The sequence below is a fragment of the Saccharibacillus sp. JS10 genome (assembly GCF_024436065.1).
Taxonomy (GTDB): Bacteria; Bacillota; Bacilli; order Paenibacillales; family Paenibacillaceae; genus Saccharibacillus.
This window is the reverse complement of the sequence record NZ_JANFNS010000002.1, coordinates 692918-712969: the sequence shown is the minus strand read 5'-3', so window position 1 is coordinate 712969 and position 20052 is coordinate 692918. Positions and strand designations below refer to the sequence as shown.

Annotated in this window: 17 protein-coding genes and 1 riboswitch; of the genes, 6 read left to right on the top strand and 11 right to left on the bottom strand. The window is 45.2% G+C overall.

All coding sequences use genetic code 11. From position 1 onward, the window contains the following. Positions 1-13: 13 nt before the first annotated feature. Positions 14-400, bottom strand: coding sequence for a DUF423 domain-containing protein (locus tag NOM90_RS08585; RefSeq protein WP_255941341.1), 387 nt, complete (start codon positions 398-400; stop codon positions 14-16). A 287-nt stretch (positions 401-687) separates the two neighbouring features. On the opposite strand from NOM90_RS08585, the gene NOM90_RS08580 reads away from it, so the two are divergent. Both NOM90_RS08580 and NOM90_RS08575 read left to right on the top strand, forming a co-directional pair. Then, complete coding sequence (locus NOM90_RS08580; RefSeq protein ID WP_255941340.1) at positions 688-1278, top strand: hypothetical protein; 591 nt, start codon at positions 688-690, stop codon at positions 1276-1278. Positions 1279-1442: 164 nt separating this feature from the next. Then, positions 1443-2297 carry a DegV family protein gene (locus NOM90_RS08575; RefSeq protein ID WP_255941339.1) on the top strand — a complete coding sequence of 285 codons (855 nt, stop codon included), beginning with the start codon at positions 1443-1445 and terminating at the stop codon, positions 2295-2297. Between the two features lie 112 nt (positions 2298-2409). Here the strand turns inward: NOM90_RS08575 and NOM90_RS08570 are convergent, their stop codons facing one another. After that, entirely contained in the window at positions 2410-4320 is a 1911-nt protein-coding gene (locus NOM90_RS08570; RefSeq protein ID WP_255941338.1) for a PAS domain-containing protein, read from the bottom strand. A gap of 245 nt (positions 4321-4565) precedes the next feature. Between NOM90_RS08570 and NOM90_RS08565 the strand changes: the two genes are divergently transcribed. After that, positions 4566-6074, top strand: a complete 1509-nt coding sequence (locus NOM90_RS08565; RefSeq protein WP_370866592.1) for a phospholipase D family protein — start codon at positions 4566-4568, stop codon at positions 6072-6074. A gap of 58 nt (positions 6075-6132) precedes the next feature. On the opposite strand, the gene NOM90_RS08560 is transcribed toward NOM90_RS08565, so the two are convergent. The 5 genes from NOM90_RS08560 to NOM90_RS08540 form a co-directional block, all read right to left on the bottom strand. Then, the gene (locus tag NOM90_RS08560; RefSeq protein ID WP_255941337.1) at positions 6133-6975 is read right to left on the bottom strand and encodes an alpha/beta hydrolase; all 843 of its coding nucleotides are present in this window, start codon (positions 6973-6975) and stop codon (positions 6133-6135) included. A 175-nt stretch (positions 6976-7150) separates the two neighbouring features. Next, positions 7151-8161 (bottom strand): DMT family transporter, encoded by a 1011-nt coding sequence (locus NOM90_RS08555; protein ID WP_255941336.1) that lies wholly within the window; start codon positions 8159-8161, stop codon positions 7151-7153. A 188-nt stretch (positions 8162-8349) separates the two neighbouring features. Then, positions 8350-8501: riboswitch (FMN riboswitch) on the bottom strand. A 168-nt stretch (positions 8502-8669) separates the two neighbouring features. Further along, positions 8670-9200: an acyl-CoA thioesterase gene (locus tag NOM90_RS08550; RefSeq protein WP_255941859.1), complete on the bottom strand. Its 531-nt coding sequence runs from the start codon at positions 9198-9200 to the stop codon at positions 8670-8672. A gap of 537 nt (positions 9201-9737) precedes the next feature. Continuing rightward, positions 9738-12284, bottom strand: coding sequence for a beta-mannosidase (locus NOM90_RS08545; RefSeq protein WP_255941335.1), 2547 nt, complete (start codon positions 12282-12284; stop codon positions 9738-9740). A 228-nt stretch (positions 12285-12512) separates the two neighbouring features. Further along, positions 12513-13517 carry a LacI family DNA-binding transcriptional regulator gene (locus NOM90_RS08540; RefSeq protein WP_255941334.1) on the bottom strand — a complete coding sequence of 335 codons (1005 nt, stop codon included), beginning with the start codon at positions 13515-13517 and terminating at the stop codon, positions 12513-12515. Positions 13518-13700: 183 nt separating this feature from the next. Between NOM90_RS08540 and NOM90_RS08535 the strand changes: the two genes are divergently transcribed. From NOM90_RS08535 to NOM90_RS08525, 3 genes are all read left to right on the top strand, one after another. Then, complete coding sequence (locus NOM90_RS08535; RefSeq protein WP_255941333.1) at positions 13701-14423, top strand: DUF2161 domain-containing phosphodiesterase; 723 nt, start codon at positions 13701-13703, stop codon at positions 14421-14423. A gap of 74 nt (positions 14424-14497) precedes the next feature. Next, entirely contained in the window at positions 14498-14902 is a 405-nt protein-coding gene (locus NOM90_RS08530) for a hypothetical protein (protein WP_255941332.1), read from the top strand. Beyond that, entirely contained in the window at positions 14899-15963 is a 1065-nt protein-coding gene (locus NOM90_RS08525) for a phosphodiester glycosidase family protein (protein ID WP_255941331.1), read from the top strand. Before NOM90_RS08530 ends, NOM90_RS08525 begins: the two co-directional genes overlap by 4 nt. Before the next feature lie 87 nt (positions 15964-16050). On the opposite strand, the gene NOM90_RS08520 is transcribed toward NOM90_RS08525, so the two are convergent. The 4 genes from NOM90_RS08520 to glnA form a co-directional block, all read right to left on the bottom strand. Beyond that, entirely contained in the window at positions 16051-16305 is a 255-nt protein-coding gene (locus NOM90_RS08520) for an AbrB/MazE/SpoVT family DNA-binding domain-containing protein (RefSeq protein ID WP_255941330.1), read from the bottom strand. Positions 16306-16468: 163 nt separating this feature from the next. Continuing rightward, positions 16469-16936 (bottom strand): tRNA (uridine(34)/cytosine(34)/5-carboxymethylaminomethyluridine(34)-2'-O)-methyltransferase TrmL, encoded by a 468-nt coding sequence (gene trmL, locus NOM90_RS08515; RefSeq protein WP_255941329.1) that lies wholly within the window; start codon positions 16934-16936, stop codon positions 16469-16471. A 161-nt stretch (positions 16937-17097) separates the two neighbouring features. Then, positions 17098-18186, bottom strand: a complete 1089-nt coding sequence (gene serC / locus NOM90_RS08510) for a 3-phosphoserine/phosphohydroxythreonine transaminase (protein ID WP_255941328.1) — start codon at positions 18184-18186, stop codon at positions 17098-17100. Positions 18187-18421: 235 nt separating this feature from the next. Beyond that, complete coding sequence (gene glnA / locus NOM90_RS08505; protein ID WP_255941327.1) at positions 18422-19846, bottom strand: type I glutamate--ammonia ligase; 1425 nt, start codon at positions 19844-19846, stop codon at positions 18422-18424. Positions 19847-20052 lie beyond the last annotated feature (206 nt).

Sequence of the window (20052 nt, the reverse complement as noted above, 5' to 3'; positions counted from 1 at the left end):
GTAGAAAGAAGCTTTAGCGGTTGACACTTGTTTGCCGACCGAATGATAAGGCAAGCAATATCCATCCTGCAATAAAAGCTAACCCACCCAGCGGTGTAATTGGACCGAAAATTTTAAGCCCTGTTGTGCTAAGCAAGTACAAACTTCCTGAGAACATAATAATCCCGGCAAAAAACAACCAAGCTGCCCAGATCAGACGACGAGAAGCTCCCCAAACGCCGATTCCGACCGCTGCAATTAACATCGCAAGCGCATGGATAAAGTGATATTGAATACCTGTCTGAAAAGTTTTTAACGCATCTTCTCCAAGCCTTGCGCCGAGAATATGACTGCCGAACGCTCCTAAAGCCACGCCAATCATCGCTAACAGGCAAGCTACAACTGCTATCTTTCGATGCACCGCGATCCCTCTTTCCTTTTACTAAATTCAGAATTTGTTTGCGATTCAATAGGATCTAAATCGACTTTTATTATAGAAGCTTCTTTCTACGAAAACCACAAAAAGCCAAAGCTTTCGAGATTGTTCACAAGCTGTTCATCTTTATCCGATCCCTTTATTCGGGTGTACATTAAAAAAGAAAGGTTTTATACTGTTTCAGTGAAACCTCAACCGTTGTATTTACGTATTAGGCGAGATAGTCGGCAATTCAAGGAAGTACAAATTGCCCAACAAAGGAGAGTTTACATATGGATAATCGTTTTCCCCCATCAGACAACAAAGACGACCGCCGAAACGGTCCCGACCTAAGCAAAGAATCTTCTCGTAACGACACCGAATGGAACAATCAATCGAACGATCCTTATCGCAACGAAATGGATAATCGAGGGTATGATGACCGCACGAATCCACCGTTTAGCACGTATGACGATTTCTCTGGAGGTAACCGCTCGGATGTGCCTCTCAAACATTCTGGTGTAGGCATTGCTTCGTTTGTTCTGGGTCTACTCAGCATTGTGCTGTACGTTGTGTTTTTCATATCGGTGTTTGGCGCTGTTGTTCAAATAGCGGACGCTGGCGGTGCGATTAATTTGGACCCGAATACAATTCCGCAAGATCAACTCACCGCGTTAGGCGTAAGCTTGATCGTTGTAATCGCAAGTATCCTCGGCGCAGTATTACTGAATTTTGTCGGAACCATTCTCGGGATCATCGGGATTGTGTCCAAAACGCGTAAACGCGTTTTCGCAATCATCGGAACCGTGATCAACGGATTGTGCTTGCTCGGCGGCGGCGGCTTTATCGTGATCGCTACCGTACAAGGTGCTGCGGGTCTATAAAATTTTTCAAATCAGGTCGGCGCTTTGAGAGCGTCGACCTTTTGTCTGCCGATTTGCTTCAGATCATGATATACTGTTAGCTGCGCAAGATGTTTACGCCCCTAACAATTACGCAGACGCGACCCGCTTTATTTCGAGTTGCAAGCGTTGATAAGGAGATGAATATGTCTACTATTCGAATTTTTTCTGACAGTACAAGCGATCTACCTGCCGAGCTTATTCAACGATACGGCATTGGCATCGTTCCCCTATACGTGGTATTTGAAGATCAAACGTATCGGGATGGAGTTGATCTGACTCCTTCGCAATTATTTGAGAAAGTATCCAAGCAAGGCAAACTTCCTAAATCCGCTGCGCCTTCGCCTGCCGATTTCAGTCAAGCTTTTGCACCATTTATCGAAAAAGGCGAACGCATTTTGTATATTAGTCTTTCTTCCGAATTGTCTTCTACGTATCAAAATGCGCGAATTGCTGGTGAAGATTTTGAACCCGGCGCCGTTACCGTATTCGATTCGTTAAATTTATCAACGGCGATCGGCGTGCAAGTGCTTCAAGCTGCTCGCGATGCTGAAAACGGAATGGACGTAAGCAGCATTATGCAAAAGCTTGAAAAGATGCGTCCAGAAGTCGAAACTGAATTTGCGATTGATACCCTGGAATACTTGCATAAAGGCGGTCGCTGCTCGGGTATGCAAAATCTAATCGGTAGTCTACTTAGTATTCGCCCCATTATTAAAGTCATTGACGGTAAAATGACTCCTGCTTATAAGGTTCGCGGTAAACGTGAAAAAGCGATTGATAAAATGATCCAAAATTTGCTTGCGAACAAAGACCGCATTGACGGACCGATTGTAGTTGTAAATGCAGCTGCGGAAGAAGACGCCCAGCAAATGCGCGAAACGATTCTTCGAGAAACGAATGCAACCGAAGTACTGATGGCTTCGGCAGGTTGCGTCATCTCCACACATTGCGGACCTGGCACGATCGGTCTGATGTATGCGAAAAAAAGTCTAGTGTAAGAATTGCTTTACGCACATTCTCTTATTAACACATTCAAAAAAGACCGCTTATTTTTCTTAAACACAAGAAAATAGGCGGTCTTTGCTATCTATCTAAGTCTCTATTTGTTAATCATCTTTTGCCTAGCATCGGTAATGTGAACGAGAAGACCGAGCCAACGCCTTCTTCGCTTTCTGCCCAGATCGCTCCGCCCATCCGCTCAATCCACCGTTTACAAATCGCAAGCCCTAATCCTGTTCCTTCATATCTTCGGTCTAAAGTTAGAGTTTGAATTTGAGAAAACGGTTGGAACAACAGCCCGATTTTATCTATTGGAATACCAATTCCCGTATCTCGGATTTCTACTTTCAATACGTAATGCGTCAATCCTTCAAGGTCTTGAAGAGGACGGATCATATATTCTGCGATGACTTCAATTTCGCCTTTCGGTGTGAACTTAATCGCATTACCGACCAAAGCGACCAAAATCTGCCGTAGTTTCCCTGGATCGCCGATTAATTTTGAAGGGAAGTTTTCTGCAATTTTTAATGACAAGTTTACTTCGGCAGCTTGCGCTTGAGTATAAAAAGCACCGACTTCTTCTTCGATTAGTCTTTGCACAGCAAATTCTTTCTTCTCAAAATGCAAAACGCCGCTCTCTGCCGCATTAAAATCCAAGATCCGATCCACAATCGATTGTAGACCACGCGCACTCAGAAGAAGCACTTCCATATAATCTCGTTGATCCGGCGTCATCTCTGTGCTTTGCATCAGCTCTGCCATACCTAATACGCCGCCAAGCGGCGTTCGGATTTCGTGACTCATTAAGCTCAAAAACCGTGTTTTAGCACTCAACGCTCGTTGCGCTTCGTTTTTTTGTCGAATGATTTCTTCTTCGCTTGTAATATCTTTGAATACAACGACCGCACCTGCCGGTTCTCCTTCTTCAAACAAAGGATTCACCCGATATTGAACCAAAAAGCTTGTTCCGTCTTTTCTCCAGAATACTTCGCCTGTTACTTCCTTAGCGACGCCTTCTCGTATCGAAAGATGAATCGGACATTCTTCGATCGGATACACACTGCCGTCAGAATGACTATGATGAATCAAGTCATGATTATAGACATTGCGGAATTCTTCGATCTCGTAGCCTAGCATACGCGCTCCCGCTTGGTTGATAAATACGGAGCGACCTTCTCGATTGATCTCAAAAATACCTTCGGATACTGCATTCAAAATAGAGGTATATTGATCCGTCTGCTCTCGACTGCGCTGCATTTGCTTTTTCCAATCGGTAATATCTAAAGCAATCATATAGACGCCCAGCACTTGCCCGTCCACGATAATAGGCAAACTCGTCATATTCACATCAATCGGCAAGCCATCCTGAGCCAAAATCTGAGCTTCAAAATTGCCGGAATGTCCACTTAACGCATACTCGAAACGCTGTTCAAGAAGTAAAGACGATTCTGGAGTGAAAAAGTCGGAATACGGTTGCGCAGAAACTTCGGATTCGGAATAACCAGTCATGGCTTCCATTTGAGGATTGACCGACAAACAATGTCCTTTTGTATCGAAAGATAAAATACCTGCCGGATTATAATCAAATAACGAACGGTATAATTTTTCATGCTCTCGCCATTTGCGGCTTTGCTGCTCTTGCTCTGTAATATCTGTTGCAATGGCATAAAAACCTAAGCGTTCACCATTTTGCTCGATCGCTACATGTGTAATGGAAAGAATGATTTGTTTGCCTGCTCGGCTAACAATTTCAAGTTTAAACGTGAGTTTGTTCTCCGTATTCATTGCATGGACAAACGATGAAACTCGACCTTCTTCACGATTCGCAGACAAATCTCGAAGTTTCAATGTCTGTAATTCTTCAAATGTATATCCGGTAATGACTTCAGTGGCTGGATTTGCATAAATTAAATGACCTTCTTTGTTCATCACATAGATTGCATCTGGATGATGTTCAAAGATGGAACGATACATATCCGACTCCGCAAAAGCTTGTTTAAATAAGCCAAAGGAATTGTTCAAAGCGGACTCCCTTCGTTGGTACACCCTGTCTTTTTGATTCTATTTTAGCTTAAATTTGAACTGAAAAACAGAGTCAATCTACTTGTAAAAGTATCTTTCCATGATTCTTCCCCTTCATTGCGTCAGTTATGCTTGCTTGTTGTTATATAGAGAGTAAAGTCACTGACAAAGCAATCCGGATATAGGAAAGGATGAAATGGATGGACCGCGACGAATCATGGACGACGCATCGCAGTAGCGCAATCATGCGCGCGTCGGATAAGCAAGGGTATAGCACTAAGTCTTCTAAAGGACGCAAAAATAAACCTTACAAAACTCGGAGTTCCCGAAAAAAATGGATACTTCGAATTGTTATTGTGGTGATTATATGGCTGCTTGCCGTTTTGATCTATCAGATGAACAAGCCGCTGCCGGAAGGGGTTTCTTACGAAAGCCCTGTTTATCGCACGGATAATGTGGATTTTTTGTACGACCTCACTTCACCGACTACCGGCGAAAAGTTCACTCAGGAACGGCAGATTTTTGATCGGACGATTGAAATGATTAACGAAGCCGAGCAATTTATCGTAATCGATGTCTTTTTATTCAATGACTACACGCACGAAGGGCAAGAATATCCGAAAGTCAGCGGCAAACTTGCCAAAACGCTAATTGATCGCAAACAAGCGGTGCCGGATCTGGATGTTACCTTTATTACGGATGAAGTCAATACCAACTATGGTTCGTCTTCTAATGCTTTACTTGAAAGTCTGAAAAAAGCAGGAATTAAAGTCGTGATTACCGATACTGATCCATTACGCGATTCGACGCCGATCTACTCTGCTTTTTGGCGCACATTTATTCAATGGTTCGGTCAGTCGGGTAACGGCAAAATTCCGAACTTGATGGCAAGCGACGGTCCGGATATTACGCTACGTTCGTATTTGAAATTGTTAAACGTTAAAGCCAATCATCGCAAAGCTTTTATCACCGAAAAAAGTGCGATTGTCTCCAGCGGTAATATTCACGATGCGAGTGCGTACCATTCGAATATCGCTCTTGAAGTCAACGGGCCGATTATCGGAGATTTGCTGAAAGCGGAGCAAGCGATTCTGGACTTCTCCGGTGGAGGTACGCTTCCCGTTTATACGGGGAATACCGAGCAGGACGATAACGCCCAGTATGCGATTCAATATCTGACAGAAGGCAAAGTCCATACGCACGTCATTGCAGAGCTTGATCAAGCAACGTCTGGAGATACCGTCTGGATGGGGATGTTTTATCTTGCGGATTACGATGTATTGCAATCTCTAATGGATGCGTCAGATCGAGGAGCCGAAATCCGTCTGGTTCTTGATCCTAATGAAAATGCTTTTGGACGAGACAAAATCGGGATTCCAAATCGTCCTGTAGCGGCTCAGCTTCATAATGATTCTCCGGATGGTATTCAGATTCGTTGGTACAACACGACCAAAGAACAATATCATACGAAAATGCTCTTTATTGACCGTGCTCAAGGAGAAAGTAGTGTTTTAGCCGGTTCAACGAACTTCACCCCACGCAATATGAAAGATTATAATTTGGAAAACGAACTGTTCGTCAGCGCTCCGAAAGATAGCGAGCTTTCAAATAACGTTCGGGCTTACTTCGAAAAAATTTGGAACAACGACGGTGCGGAGTATACGCTAGATCTGGATGAACATCTGGAAGCAAGCACTTGGCTCAAAGATATTGTGTACCGGATTCAGATGCGACTTGGCTTTACGACGTTCTAACTTGGATTGTTGCACAAAAAGACGCTCGCTGGATTTCTTAAGCGAGCGTCTTTGCTTTTTATTTATTTTTAAGATGGGTATCGAAAAATTGACCAACTTGCTCCAACACATCGCTTCGAGTCAGCAGTTCCGTAGTCGAATGACCGCTTTCTTCTAAAACGACAAATTGTGAAGAGGCTCCGGCGGCTGTCAGTGCTTCATGCAAAATACGACTTTGACGCAATGGAACGACCGTATCGGCATCTCCGTGCATGATCAGAAATGGCGGAACTTCACGTCCATCCAAATATTGAATAGGATTCGTACTGCGTGCAAGTTCCGGCTTCATCCGAATCGTACCGCCTAGCATCAACGCCATCACCGGCATATGATATTCACTTTGAAAATCCAATTCGATATCGATCGGACCGCTAAAATCCACAACGGCTTGAACTTTTGTCGATTGTTGCAAATTGTCGGCAGTTTCGAACTCGGGCGATCCACCTGTTACGCCAAGCAGCGCCGCTAATTGTCCGCCCGCAGAATGTCCCCACACCCCGATTCGATCGCTATCGATTTTGTACTGATCCGCATGTGCACGCAAAAAACGGATTGCGCTTTTGGCGTCTTCAATCTGCGCAGGGAAACGACCTTCATGTGCTAGACGGTATTCGATAGCCGCGACCGCATAGCCTTGTTCAGCAAAGGAGATCAGTTGCGGCAAGTTTCGAGTTGCATGGCAACTCAGCCACGATCCGCCTACAATCCACAAAATAAGCGGCGCAGGCTGCGGAGTCGAAGGCAACAGCAAGTTCATGCTCAGTGTTTTGCCATCTGCAAAAGAAGCATATTGAATATCTGAAATTAACCGAACGAAAGCTCGATCTGGCTGTCTAGGCGGCAAAGAAACTTCTTCGTGCATCGTTCTACGCTCCGTTTCTATTCTTTAATTTTTAGGATTCTCTACTCATATGTTCATGATAGCATAATGTATACAACATACTAAAGATGAGTCTGAGATTGAAAAAGACCTCTACCCTATGATCTAGGAAAGAGGTCTGAATATGAATCAATCGCTCTACTGGTAAAGAAATCTTTTACGACTCGTATGCGACTTGTTGAACACGTTTTTTCCCAGGCCCAATCTCTTGGGTTTGTTGACGGGAAATGATGAACAGTACCGACCAGATCAGAATAAAGCCGATAATTTGTGCCGAAGTAATGATTTCACCGCCATACAACCAGTTCACCAATACCCCAACCATCGGGAAGCTCAGTTCTGCAAGTGTTGCAACAGAAGCTTTTGTTGTTTTCAGTCCTTTATAGTATGCCAGAAGGCTGAGCAGACCTGGAAGCAACGCTTGAAGCAACAAGTTCACGCCAACCAATGTCAACGCGATTCCGCCTGCCGGAAGCGCCCAAGCCGCGCCTTCACTCGCTGTAATCGCAAGCAGCAAAGGTAATGCCAGAATGAAACGAAGCGATGTTACCGTCTCGTATTTGAGCTTGCCTACCATGTAGCGTCCCATAACGGTCGATCCGCCCCAAAGTGCAGCTGCACCCAAAGCGAGCAAACTTCCGAGCTGCATAAATTCGCCGGCGTGTCCAACAGGAATCGTAAATCCGAATGTGAGCAAGTACGTACCTGCCAATGCGACCAACAGCAATGGGCCGAACTGACGAGGCAACGATTCTTTTAACATAAAATGCGCCAACACGATCGCAAATAACGGTTGAAGTTTTTGCAGCAGCAATACGGTATTAAATGCGCCGCCTGCATGTTGAAGAGCTAACGTGAACAGCAAGGTTGCGATCGCTGATCCACCCCAAGATAAGAACAACAATGCGCCGACTTGGCGCCATCCCAGACCTTTCAATTCTCCACGGTTTTTCCACAAAATTGGCGCGACGACCAAGCCGATAATCACGTGTTCAAGCAGTACAATCTGCGAAGACGTCATCGATTCCAGCAACAAAATGCGGAACAGCGGGTCAACGCCCCATAATGCCGCTCCAAGTACGATCAACCAAAATCCGCTACCTGCTTTAGCAAAAAAAGAATTACCTTTGCTTCCTTGTTTTAAGTCTTTTGTGTTTGCCATGTTCATTTCCTAGTCTCCTCATCTGAATAAGGGGGATCATACGCGCAAAAAGCCCCGAAGCCAGAAAGGAATCTGGCATTCGGGGCGGTTTTACGTTAATCGAAGGTTCGAGCGTTCAACAAATACGAAGCAAGTTTCTCTCCTGTCGGTTCCACAAAAAAACCTACAGTCGGCTTGCTACCGACGTGTCTGCGCTTGATCTTCTCCCATCCGGACTGTACCGTCGGCTCTGGAATCGCACCAGATCAGTCCCGATCGTATACATACGATGCGAGAGTCGCGGGCTAGATTTGCTTCGCAAATCATTACCGCCGGTCGGGAATTTCACCCTACCCCGAAGATCCTTTATTCAATTATTTTATAATATGATTATGATACCTGTTATACATTTTCGCAAACTTTCAGCGGCATTCAATCTTTCAATATCACTTTCATTATCATAAATGATTTCTCACACTTTTACAAGCTACTGAATAAAATAAAGTTAGTTTCTTTACGAAAAATTAAAAACTCTTTATTCCAGCTCGCTTTGGGGTTCCCACGGATAACTTGTATTTAAAAATTCGGCAAGTGTTCGACTAGCTTCTCTCCGCTGCTTACGCATATCCGCACGCGCCGGCGCACTTTCATGCAGTTTGCGTTCTTCTTCCGTTTCCGGGTAGACAGGCGACACTTCCATTTTGCGCCCGTGATCGTCCAATGCGACAAAAGTCAAAAAAGCCGTCGCCGCAATCTGACGTTCTCCGCTTTTCAAATCTTCGCGTACGACTTTGACAAACGTCTCCATCGAACTTTTCCCTGTCCATGTCACGAACGATTCTAGCGTCACCGAATCCGTCATATAGATCGGATATAAAAAGTCTACAGAGTCGGTTGAAGCGGTGATCGTATTGGCACGCGACAACTTTGCCGCTGCGATCGAAGCAATATCATCAATATACGCCATCAACTTTCCGCCGAATAAGGTCTGATAACTATTTACATCTGTTGGAAAAACACGCGCCATCTTATAACTCCGCGTCGTACGAATCGGAATCGACTTCATCACTGCTTTGCACTTCCTTTTTCATTCCATAATCAAGATACGATCTTGTTTGTCCATTATACGCCTCTATGAAACAGAGGAACAAATCCATATCAAAAAAGCGCCGTCTACTTACAGACAGCGCTTTGAATTTATCAAGAAAGTTACATAGGCGATGGAAGCGAGCCGACTCCAAAAGAAATCCGTTCCGGTCGCGTGTTGAAATCGAGAAAAGAATTAAATTTTAGCGGAATTTTCTCGATTTCAAAGGCGAACACTATCGTTCCTTCCCTGAATTTCTTTTTCCGTCACCTCGCTTCTAGCAACTGTAGATTTTCTCAATACATTAAAGCGCCGTCTACTCGTAGACGGCGCTTTTTTATCTTTCAAATCCCTAAAATATGAGCGATGGTGCAAGCCCAGCGAAGGGATAAATTCAGTGAACCACGCCTTTGAGCCCAGAAAGTCCCTTGTTCCAATCTCATCCACTTTCTGGGCGAAACAGCGTTGTGAACGAATTTATCCCGCAGCGTCGCTACAGCACCATCCTAACTCAATTTACCCTCCAATAATAAAGTCGCTCATCGACTTCACTTCAACCGTACCTGAAGCACTGTGCGACAACGTACCGTCTTCACGACGTGCCCAGAATTCGACAACAACCGGCTCACCTGGAATCAGATCAAAATAGTTATCGGTGAACACACCTTCTTTTTCTGCGTTCAACCAGACTTGCTTCGCAAGTTTGTCGGTCTCCAATGTAATCGTCGTATTGCCTTCCGCGTTCTCGGTAATCTTCACTTGAATATTCGGCTGATCGAAGTGAATGTCACGCGTCGAAACGAAATAATGGGTACGTTGATCGATGATCTGCCCGCTTTGCTCCCATTCTGCGAGAAGAACCGTGCGGCTTGCCTCATGCTCACCCAGTAAGTCAGACGCTTTTACCGAGTAGACTTTAGCTGCCGTATTTCCATCAACTTCTACGGCTTGTGTAGATTCATTTAATACATCGCCGCCAAAGCTCAGCAAGCGAATGCGTAACGAACCGGACTGAGACTGCAAGCTATCGTTCAACAAATGGATATTTACATCTTCGCCATTTGTACCGTCAATCGATACCGATAAATCGCGGAAACTACGACGTGCGTAATAATGCAAGGCTTTCCAGCGACCGTAGTAATCGATACCCGACCAAGACGCGACCGGCCAACTATCGTTCATTTGCCAATACAAAGTCCCCATGCAATACGGCATACTGCGACGGTGTGCTTCGATTGCCGATTTCATCGCTTCCGCTTGCAGCACTTGGCTCATATACAAAAACGAAACGAAGTCTTTGGGTTCCGGCAAATATTTGTCCATATATTCTTTGATCAAGAAATTGCCGCGTCCGTTTTTTTGGTGCGCTAACATAATCGTAGAATCCAGCTGTAAAGCTTCTTCTGGTGCATACTGCAAAACGGATTTGTGTTCAGGGAACGATTGGAACCCGTATTCGCTCATAAAACGCCCGATGTACTTATTGTAATTCTCGAACGGTTCTGAGTTATGCCAGACGCCCCAATAGTGAATATCGCCTTCCGAAGTTCCGGGATTTGCGTGCTGATGTTCATCGCCCGATAACGAGACCAACGGCGAAGAAGGCCAATATTCAGATCCCGGCGCCATTTTGGATATCGCAGTCGGCAACAGTCGATGGAAGATCGCTTCGTAATCTGCCCAAATACTTTGTTGCTGCTCGTGCGTGTAATCTCTTTTCCAACCCCAACCGCCATTCGGCAAATAATGTGCCCAAGCCGAATCAATCTCGTTGTTCCCGCACCATAATACGATACTTGGATGATTACGTAGGCGGCGCAGATTGTCTTCGGCTTCATGACGTACACTTTCCAAAAACTGCTCATCACCCGGATACATGCTGCACGCGAACATAAAGTCTTGCCACACCATAATGCCGTATTCATCGCACAACTCATAAAAAGCATCTTCTTCGTAAATGCCGCCACCCCATACGCGCAGCATATTCATATTCGCTTCGGCTGCCGATACCACTTCGTAGCGATACCGCTCCCGGGTCACATCCGTCTCGAAGTTGTCATTCGGAATATGATTGGCGCCTTTTGCAAATACAGGCACTCCATTTAATTCAATATAAAAAGAAGCGCCGGCTCCATCTTTTTCTCGCTTGAGTACAACATTGCGCAGACCTGAACGCACCTGTTTTTCCGCTACGCTTTGTTCGCCTTCCAAGATCTCTGCGGTAAAGGTATACAGATGGGCTTCACCCAAACCTCTTGACCACCACAATTTCGGATCATCGATTTCGAGTTCGCACCGAATCGTGTTTTCTCCAATGCTGATCGAATGAGTATGTTCCATCTGGAAACCTTCGGTTTGGATACGCAAACGTCCTTCAAAATCCCGATCGGATTGCACCGTGACGATCGCAGTCAACTTGGCTTTTTCGGCTTTGACTTCATTTTGACGGATAAACAAATCGGTGATGCGCTGACCGTTCCATCCTTCCAGACGTACAGCCCGCCATATTCCGCTCGTTACAAAACGCGGACCCCAATCCCATCCATAGTGATAAGGCGCTTTACGCGCAAACACACTCACTTTTTTCTCGCCTAGACCGCCAAGCTCCGATTGATCGTTCGTCGCAGGCAATGCGTACCCGAGCTTTTCGAGCTTTGGAAGATCTTCTTGAATCGGTGAACGAAAATGAAGGCGTAGACGATTTTCTCCGCTGCTTAGATGCGTTTTGACCGGCACATTCCATGTACGGAACATATTGTCGACAGACAAAATTTTTGTTCCGTTCAATTCGACATCGGCATATGTATCCAGACCGTCGAAAACAAGAACAATATTTTCTTGGCTCATCAATTCCGAAGGTACCGTGAAGACGCTCTCGTAGATCCAATCTTGCTTATCGATCCATTGCAGATCATGTTCATTCGTTCCGTAATAAGGATCTGGAATTTTAGCGTTACGATATAGATCGCTATGGACGCAGCCCGGCACTACCGCAGGTAACCAATCTTGCTGCACTGCACTCGAAAAGTTCCAATCTTTTAATTCCCATTTGATTTCGTTCATCGTATGCTCCCTCTTTTCTTGTTGTAACCGCTTTTATTGACTAATCACAACGTATCATTTCGAAACCTAAATTTCAATGTTATTTATCATTTTTTATATTATTTTTATTTTTTTATGATAACAAAATTATTTAATTTGATTTTGTTAGTATTTCAAACAAAAGAAAACCTCTGCCTGATGCAGGACAGAGGTTTGAATTATCTTTTTAAAAATCAAACTTTTCTAAGCTTAGCTCCGTGGTTTCGCCGTTGTGCTGCGAACGATCAAATTCGATGGTTCAGTGACAACCGAAGGCGCAAAGTTGCTATTCTCGATCATCGCGATCAAAGCTTCAATCGCATGCGCTCCGATTAACCGGATATTTTGATTGACCGTAGTCAGAGCCGGGCTAAATATTTCCGAGTACGTCGTATTATCGAAGCCGATCACCGAAATATCTTCTGGCACAGATAAGCCGCTGCGATGGATCAGATTGATTGCACCGAATGCCATCATATCCGACGTACAGACGACTGCGGTCGGACGTTCGTCCAAAGCCAGCAAATCTTCCATAGAGCGCGTACCGCCTTCCATCGAATAGTCGCTGATCCGCACGTAATCGGGTTGAACCTCTAACTGATGCTTTTTCATGCCTTCCATAAATCCTTCGTGACGCAAAACGCCGACTGCTTTATCCAGCTGAGCCGAAATAAACGCAATTTTCGAATGACCTAGATCTGCTAAATGTTCGACCGCTTCCATGATGCCTGCTTTGTTCTCTGTCGTGATATACCCTACCCGGCGACCGCGAATATCCGCATCGACAAACATCGCCGCGATATCAGATTCAAGCAACTCTTCCAAATGTGGATCATTCCGGTCTACGCCAAATCCAACGACGCCATCCACATTTCGGCTCAGACAATGCTCAACGAACGAATAATTCGGATCTTCGAACCGTGTAGACAACAACACCAGATCGTATCCGCTGTTTTGCAATGCCGTCTTGATTCCTTCCAGCAGCTCCGATACGAAAGGATTCGTAAATGAAGTGGTGATAAACACGCCTACCGTCCAAGAACGACCTTTTACCAGACCTCTAGCCGCTACATTCGGATGATATTTCAAATCTTTGATCGTTTGACTGACTTTTTTGCGTGTTTTGTCGCTCACATCCGGATAATTATTAATGACTTTGGAAACGGTCGCTACGGACACTCCCGCTTCTTTAGCCACGTCGTGAATCGAAGCCATCGTTTTACCTCCTCACCGGCTAAATGGTGCATTTTTACAGCCATTCAGTCGGGAACGCTTGTTTTTTTCTACTATTATATATAGGTGTACTTTGCGCGACAAGCTTTTTTGCCAACCGCTCCTTTTGAGGGTATGATAGACTATTGAATTCAAGCCTATTATAGAGTCAAAGGAGCTTGCAAGATGGCTGTGAAATACGAAACCGAACTTTACCCTCCTCTTAAATCTTTTTTTGAAGCCAGAGGATATTCGGTTAAAAGTGAAGTTCGTCATTGTGATCTGGTCGGTTATCGGCAAAATGAAGAACATCCGCTCATTGTTGAAATCAAACGTACATTCACGCTGGAACTGCTTCTTCAAGGTATAGATCGGCAGCGGCTCGGCGGAGATGTCTATGTCGCCGTCGAACGCAATCGTGCCAAAAAAGGAGCAGCCAACCAGCGATTTAGCGAAATCACCCAACTATGCAGACGGCTAGGAATCGGATTGATTATCGTCACTTTTTATCAAACGAAAGAACCTTTTGTCGAAGTGCTGTGTGAAGCAAACGAAATTCAAGAGACGCGAAACGTGCGTATCGGCAAAAAAGCGAAACGGATTCGCACCGAATTTGATGCGCGTAGCGGCGATCATAATGTCGGGGGTTCAAATAAACGCAAATTAGTTACCGCCTACCGCGAACAAGCGCTTCAAATCGCCCAGCAGCTTTGGATGTTCGGTGAAGCTTCTCCAGCCATGCTAAAAGAAGCGACAGGCATCGGTAAAACGTCTTTCATTTTGCAAAAAAATTATTACGGTTGGTTCGAACGTGTATCTCGCGGACGTTACCGTCTGACCGAAGAAGGAACGAATGCTTTGAGCGAATACGCAAGCGTGTTAGCGACTCAAAAGCCTTTTGCGAAATAAAACCCCACATGATAAAATGAAATCTGAATTTCGGGCTTAACGCCTTTTTTTCAAATTATTAATGAGGTGATTGCATGAAAGCTTCAACAGGAACAACCTCCACCCCGTCCCGCAATATGAAAAAGGGCAGGATTGGCGCCAGATGGTTTTTGCTGGTATGGGTTGTTCTGATCGGTCTATTCGTTTTTGCCGCTTATGAATACAGTCAACGGTTACAGGCACAGACCTTAACCGCACTGCAAACGCAAACGGAAAGCCAGATGGCCGATCTACGAGCCGATTACGAACAACAATTTACAGAGCTGAACCAGCAAGTGTCGGCTCTACAAAGTAAAGTGGATTCGTTTAACGAACTGCTCACATTTACCAAAGACAATGCCAATAACAAAACCGATAACAGCAACAAACTGTATACGCAGTTGAACGAAGTCAAAACTCAACTCAGCGCGCTTCAGAAAAAGATGGATTTGTTAAAATGAGCAGAGTCCAATATGTGAACCGATTCTTTCTGATTTTGGCGGCACCCGCGATAGGTTTGTTGCTGTGCCTTTTGCTTTTTCCGCCTAATCTGGATTTGCAGCTGAATACTCAAGCGTATACGTCCAAAAGCAGTTTGCAACCTTCGGCGGCTCAACTGCTCAAAGACTTGGATATTGCGGAAGAAAATGCGAAATCGACTTCAAAGTCATTGAAGCAAACGTTGACCCTGTACAATCAGACTACAGAAACGATGTCGTCGATTGTGCAAAAAGCATCGATTCAAGCGCAGCGTCCCGAAAATATTTACGATAAACGGATTCGCTCCAAGCTCGGCTTGCCGATTGAGACGGTGAACAGCGACAAGATCCGAATTGAATTGTTCCGTGTCAACGCGATGACCTACAAAGGCTACGCGATGAAGGTGAAACTCAAAGATCCTTCCGCGATGCGAATGAGCCTGGCGAGTGAAACGCTAGGAAGCTCAGAGACGACGCTCAAAGCCGCTCAGCGCCATCAAGCGGTAGCCGGAATTAACGCAGGCGGCTTCGCTGACCAGGACGGCAAACGATATCCACTTAGCACGACAATGATGGACGGTCAGTACCTAACCGGTTTCCAATCCAGCTTCAAAGACCTGTACTTTGTTGGGCTAAACGAATCCGGCAAATTGATCGGCGGTAAGTTTAATCAACAAAATCAACTCGACAAACTTCAACCGCAATTCGGGGCTTCGTTTGTTCCGATCTTGCTGAAAGACGGTAAAAAGACCCCTATTCCGGCAAAATGGAAAGCTGCACCTAAACGTGCACCCCGCACGATTATCGGCAGTTACAAAGACGACCAGTTAATCGTTTTCGTTATTGACGGCTACAACGAAGCTGGTGGTTCGGGAGCGACGCTCGAAGAAATTCAAGGCCAGCTGTACAAAATAGGCGTAGTTAACGCTTACAATTTGGATGGCGGCGGTTCTTCAACGCTCGTAATGAATGATCGCGTTGTGAACCATCCGTCAGATGGCACATTACGACCTGTACCGACGAACTTTTTATTCTTCAAATAAACTATAGCTACAGCCATTCAAAAATGATGACAAAAAAAGAGCCTTCAGGCTCTTTTTTTGCATGATACGGATGTTTTCAATGTGATTTTAGCCATGTTTAGGAAGATCTATCATATCGCCGACGCAAGCTCCGCAGATATAACGATCTTTAAATTCGCTAACCTCATCGATCGAACCGCAGAACACGCATTTCGGATGGTAACGCTCCAAAATGATATGATCTCCCTGAACCAAAATTTCAACCGGATCGCCTTCATTCATTTGATATCTTTTTCTTAGCGATTTGGGAAGAACAATACGTCCTAATTGGTCTACTTTGCGGACGACTCCAGCAGGTTTCATAATAAAAACACCTCTTTTAGTTTAGTTTGCTATTTCTGCCCCACCTGCAGAGATGATTCTGCAAACCCAAGATTAGATATTCGAGGTCGATTTAAGAATTCCTGCTTGTTGAGCAAAAAAAAGCAACGCTGGTTAATTATCGGTCTTTTATCTAATCAAAAGATTATTCCATACCCGGAAAATCAGTTTGACGAAGGGCTTCGTACAGCATGATGGCTACCGAATTCGACAAATTGAGCGATCGAACATGCTCCGTTCTCATAGGTAAACGAATCGCGGTTTCTGGATTTGCCGCAATCAGTTCAGGCGGTAATCCTTTCGTTTCTTTTCCGAATACCAGAAAATCGCCGTCTTGAAATTGAATATCGCTATAACGCTTGGTCGCTTTTGTCGTGGCATAGAAAAAACGTCCTTCTGGATATTTCGCTTGCAGCTCCGCAAACGAATCATGATACTCGAGTTTCACAGAAGGCCAATAATCAAGACCCGCACGTCTTAAAGAAGCATCATCGGTATTAAATCCAAGCGGGCGTACCAAGTGCAGATGCGTATCTGTCGCCGCGCAAGTGCGCGAAATATTGCCCGTATTTGCAGGAATCTCCGGTTCAACCAATACGATATGAAAAGCCATAAATAAGTTCACTCCGTTTCAAAAAAATAAGGACTTGTTGCGGTTGATTAGATGTACACACACGCATAAAAGCCGCCCGAAGATGGGGCGGCTTTTTCCGTCTCTTCTATTTCTATACTACTGCAATCGCAAGCCTAAGGGAAGAACAGACCTGTTTACGATTACCCGTTGCGCTTTTGGAAATCGTTCATAAAGTCAACTAACGCCGCAACACTCTCATAAGGCACTGCATTGTAGATCGAAGCACGCAGACCCCCAACACTCCGATGACCTTTAAGACCGACAAAGCCTTGCTGTTCGCTTTCTTTGGCAAAAGCTTTTTCTAACTCTTCTGATCCTAAACGGAACGTGACATTCATGATCGAACGGCTATCTTGCTGAGCGACTCCGGTGTAGAATCCTCCGCTACCGTCGATCGCATCATACAGCAGTTTGGCTTTTGTATTATTTTTTTCGTGAATCCCTTGTAAGCCGCCTTGTTCTTCAATCCAACGAAGCGTCTGATTCACCATATAAATCGAGAAAGAAGGCGGAGTGTTGTACAGCGAATTGTTCGACAAATGCGTCGCATAGCGGAACACCGTCGGAATTGTTTTCACTTCTTGCGCCAACAGTTCTTCTTTGGCAACAACGATCGTGACACCTGAAGGCCCTAGATTTTTTTGAGCGCCCGCGTAGATCATACCGAAGTTCTCCATATCTAAAGGACGGCAAAAAATATCGCTGGACAGATCGGCGATCAGCGGCACATTGCCTGTACTCGGGTACTGAGCGAATTGTGTCCCTTCGATCGTCTCGTTAGATGTAATATGCACATAAGCCGCATCTTCACGTACTTCAATTTCGCTTTGCGAAGGCATCCGTGTGAACTTGTCTGATTCTGTGGAAGCCGCCGTATACGTATCTCCGATCAACTTGGCTTCTTTGACCGCTTTGGACGCCCAGCTGCCGGTCATCACATAACCTGCCGATTTGCCAGGTGTCAGCAAGTTCATCGGAAGCATCGCAAATTGCGTGCTCGCTCCGCCTTGAAGGAACAGCGTCTTATACCCGGACGGATTGCCAAGCAACTTCAGCAGCCGTTCTTGCGCTTCGTTATGTACACTTTCATACACGGCTCCGCGGTGAGACATTTCCATGATCGACATGCCTGTACCTTGAAACTCTACAAATTCCGCCTGCGCACGCTCTAGCACTTCAAGTGGTAACGCAGCGGGTCCCGCATTAAAATTGTAAGCCCGTTTGCCCATGAATCAAATGCCTCCTCAAGCCTGTAATTTAGGGTTAATCATAACAGCAATCTAACATTACTTCAAGTACAACTACAACGCGATAACGCAATAACGGATTGTTTAAAAAGCGGCTGTATCTGTTTGATTCTGCTAACTTGAATGTTCGGTTTTACCGATTTGGCGCTTGCTATAAAAAATGCAGCCTTCGCTCTCAAAAAGAGCAAAGGCTGCGGTAAAACGATGATTATTGCGATTAGCAATCGTAGTACAAGCTGTACTCGTGTGGATGAACACGGATCGAGACTTGTTTGGCTTCAGCACGTTTGAATGCGATATAGTTCGCGATGAAGTCTTCGGAGAAGACGCCACCTTCAGTCAAGAACGAGCTATCTGCTTCAAGAGAGTCAAGCGCTTCTTCCAAAGAACCTGGAACGCTGCGGATTTGCGATTTCTCGGATTCCGGCAGATCGTACAAGTTTTTGTCAGCAGGGCCGTAGCCAAGCTCAACCGGGTTGATTTTCTTTTTGATTCCGTCCAGACCCGCCATCAGCATCGCGGAGAATGCAAGGTAAGGGTTAGCTGTGGAGTCCGGTGTACGGAACTCGATACGACAGCCTTTTGGCGTTACAGCAGCGACTGGGATACGTACAGCTGCCGAACGGTTACCTTTCGAGAATACGAGGTTAACCGGCGCTTCATAACCTGGAACCAAACGTTTGAACGAGTTGGTACTTGGGTTAGTCAATGCGATCAAAGCTGGAGCGTGATACAAAATACCGCCGATGTAGTTCAGCGCCATTTCGCTCAAGTTTGCATAGCCGCCTTTTTCGTAGAACAAAGGCTCTCCGTCTTTGAAGATCGATTGGTGAACGTGCATGCCGCTACCATTGTCTCCGAAAAGAGGTTTTGGCATAAATGTCGCGGTTTTGCCGTATTGGCGAGCCGTGTTATGCACGATGTATTTATATTTTTGCAGGTTGTCTGCTGTTTTTTTCAATGTATCAAAACGGAAGTTGATTTCGGCTTGGCCCGCTGTTGCAACTTCGTGGTGATGACGTTCGATCACAAGACCTGCTTCTTCAAGCAAACGGCACATTTCGCTACGGATGTCTTGTTGGCTGTCTACTGGAGCAACCGGTACATATCCGCCTTTAACGCCGACTTTAAACCCTAAGTTGCCGCCTTCTTCTTTGCGAGCTGTATTCCAAGCCGCTTCTTCGGAATCAACCGAGAACGAAGAGCTGTTCATGCCGCTTTCGTAACGGACATCATCGAAAATGAAGAACTCGGATTCCGGTGCGAAAAAGGCATCCGAACCTACGCCGCTTGCTTGCATGAAAGCTTCAGCTTTCTCAGCGATACCGCGAGGGTCACGATCGTAATGTTCGCCATCTGGCGTATAAATATCACACATAATGTTCAATGTTGGATGAGCAGTGAAAGCGTCAATGAAGACCGATTCAGTATCAGGCATCATAACCATATCCGACTCTTCGATCCCTCTGAAACCTGGAATCGACGAACCGTCAAACGCTACCCCATTTTCAAACGTTTCTTCTTCTACTGCACTGGCAGGAACAGAAATGTGGTGAGTTCTGCCCGACAGATCTACAAAACGAAAATCAACCCACTCAATATTATTCTCCTGAATAAGCTTCAATACTTTTTCTACCGACATGTCACTTTCCTCCCAAATTTCCGAACATTGAACGAATATACTTCGTGAAACGTTCATGATCTTTTTAGCTGTCGTCATTATAAAACGGCACCATTTAGCAGTCAATACTCATGTCAGGTATTTTTTATGACAATGTGAGTTATGCTTACACTTTGATGCGATTTATCGATCTTTGATAAGAAAGCCCGTCATCGACCATAAATCGC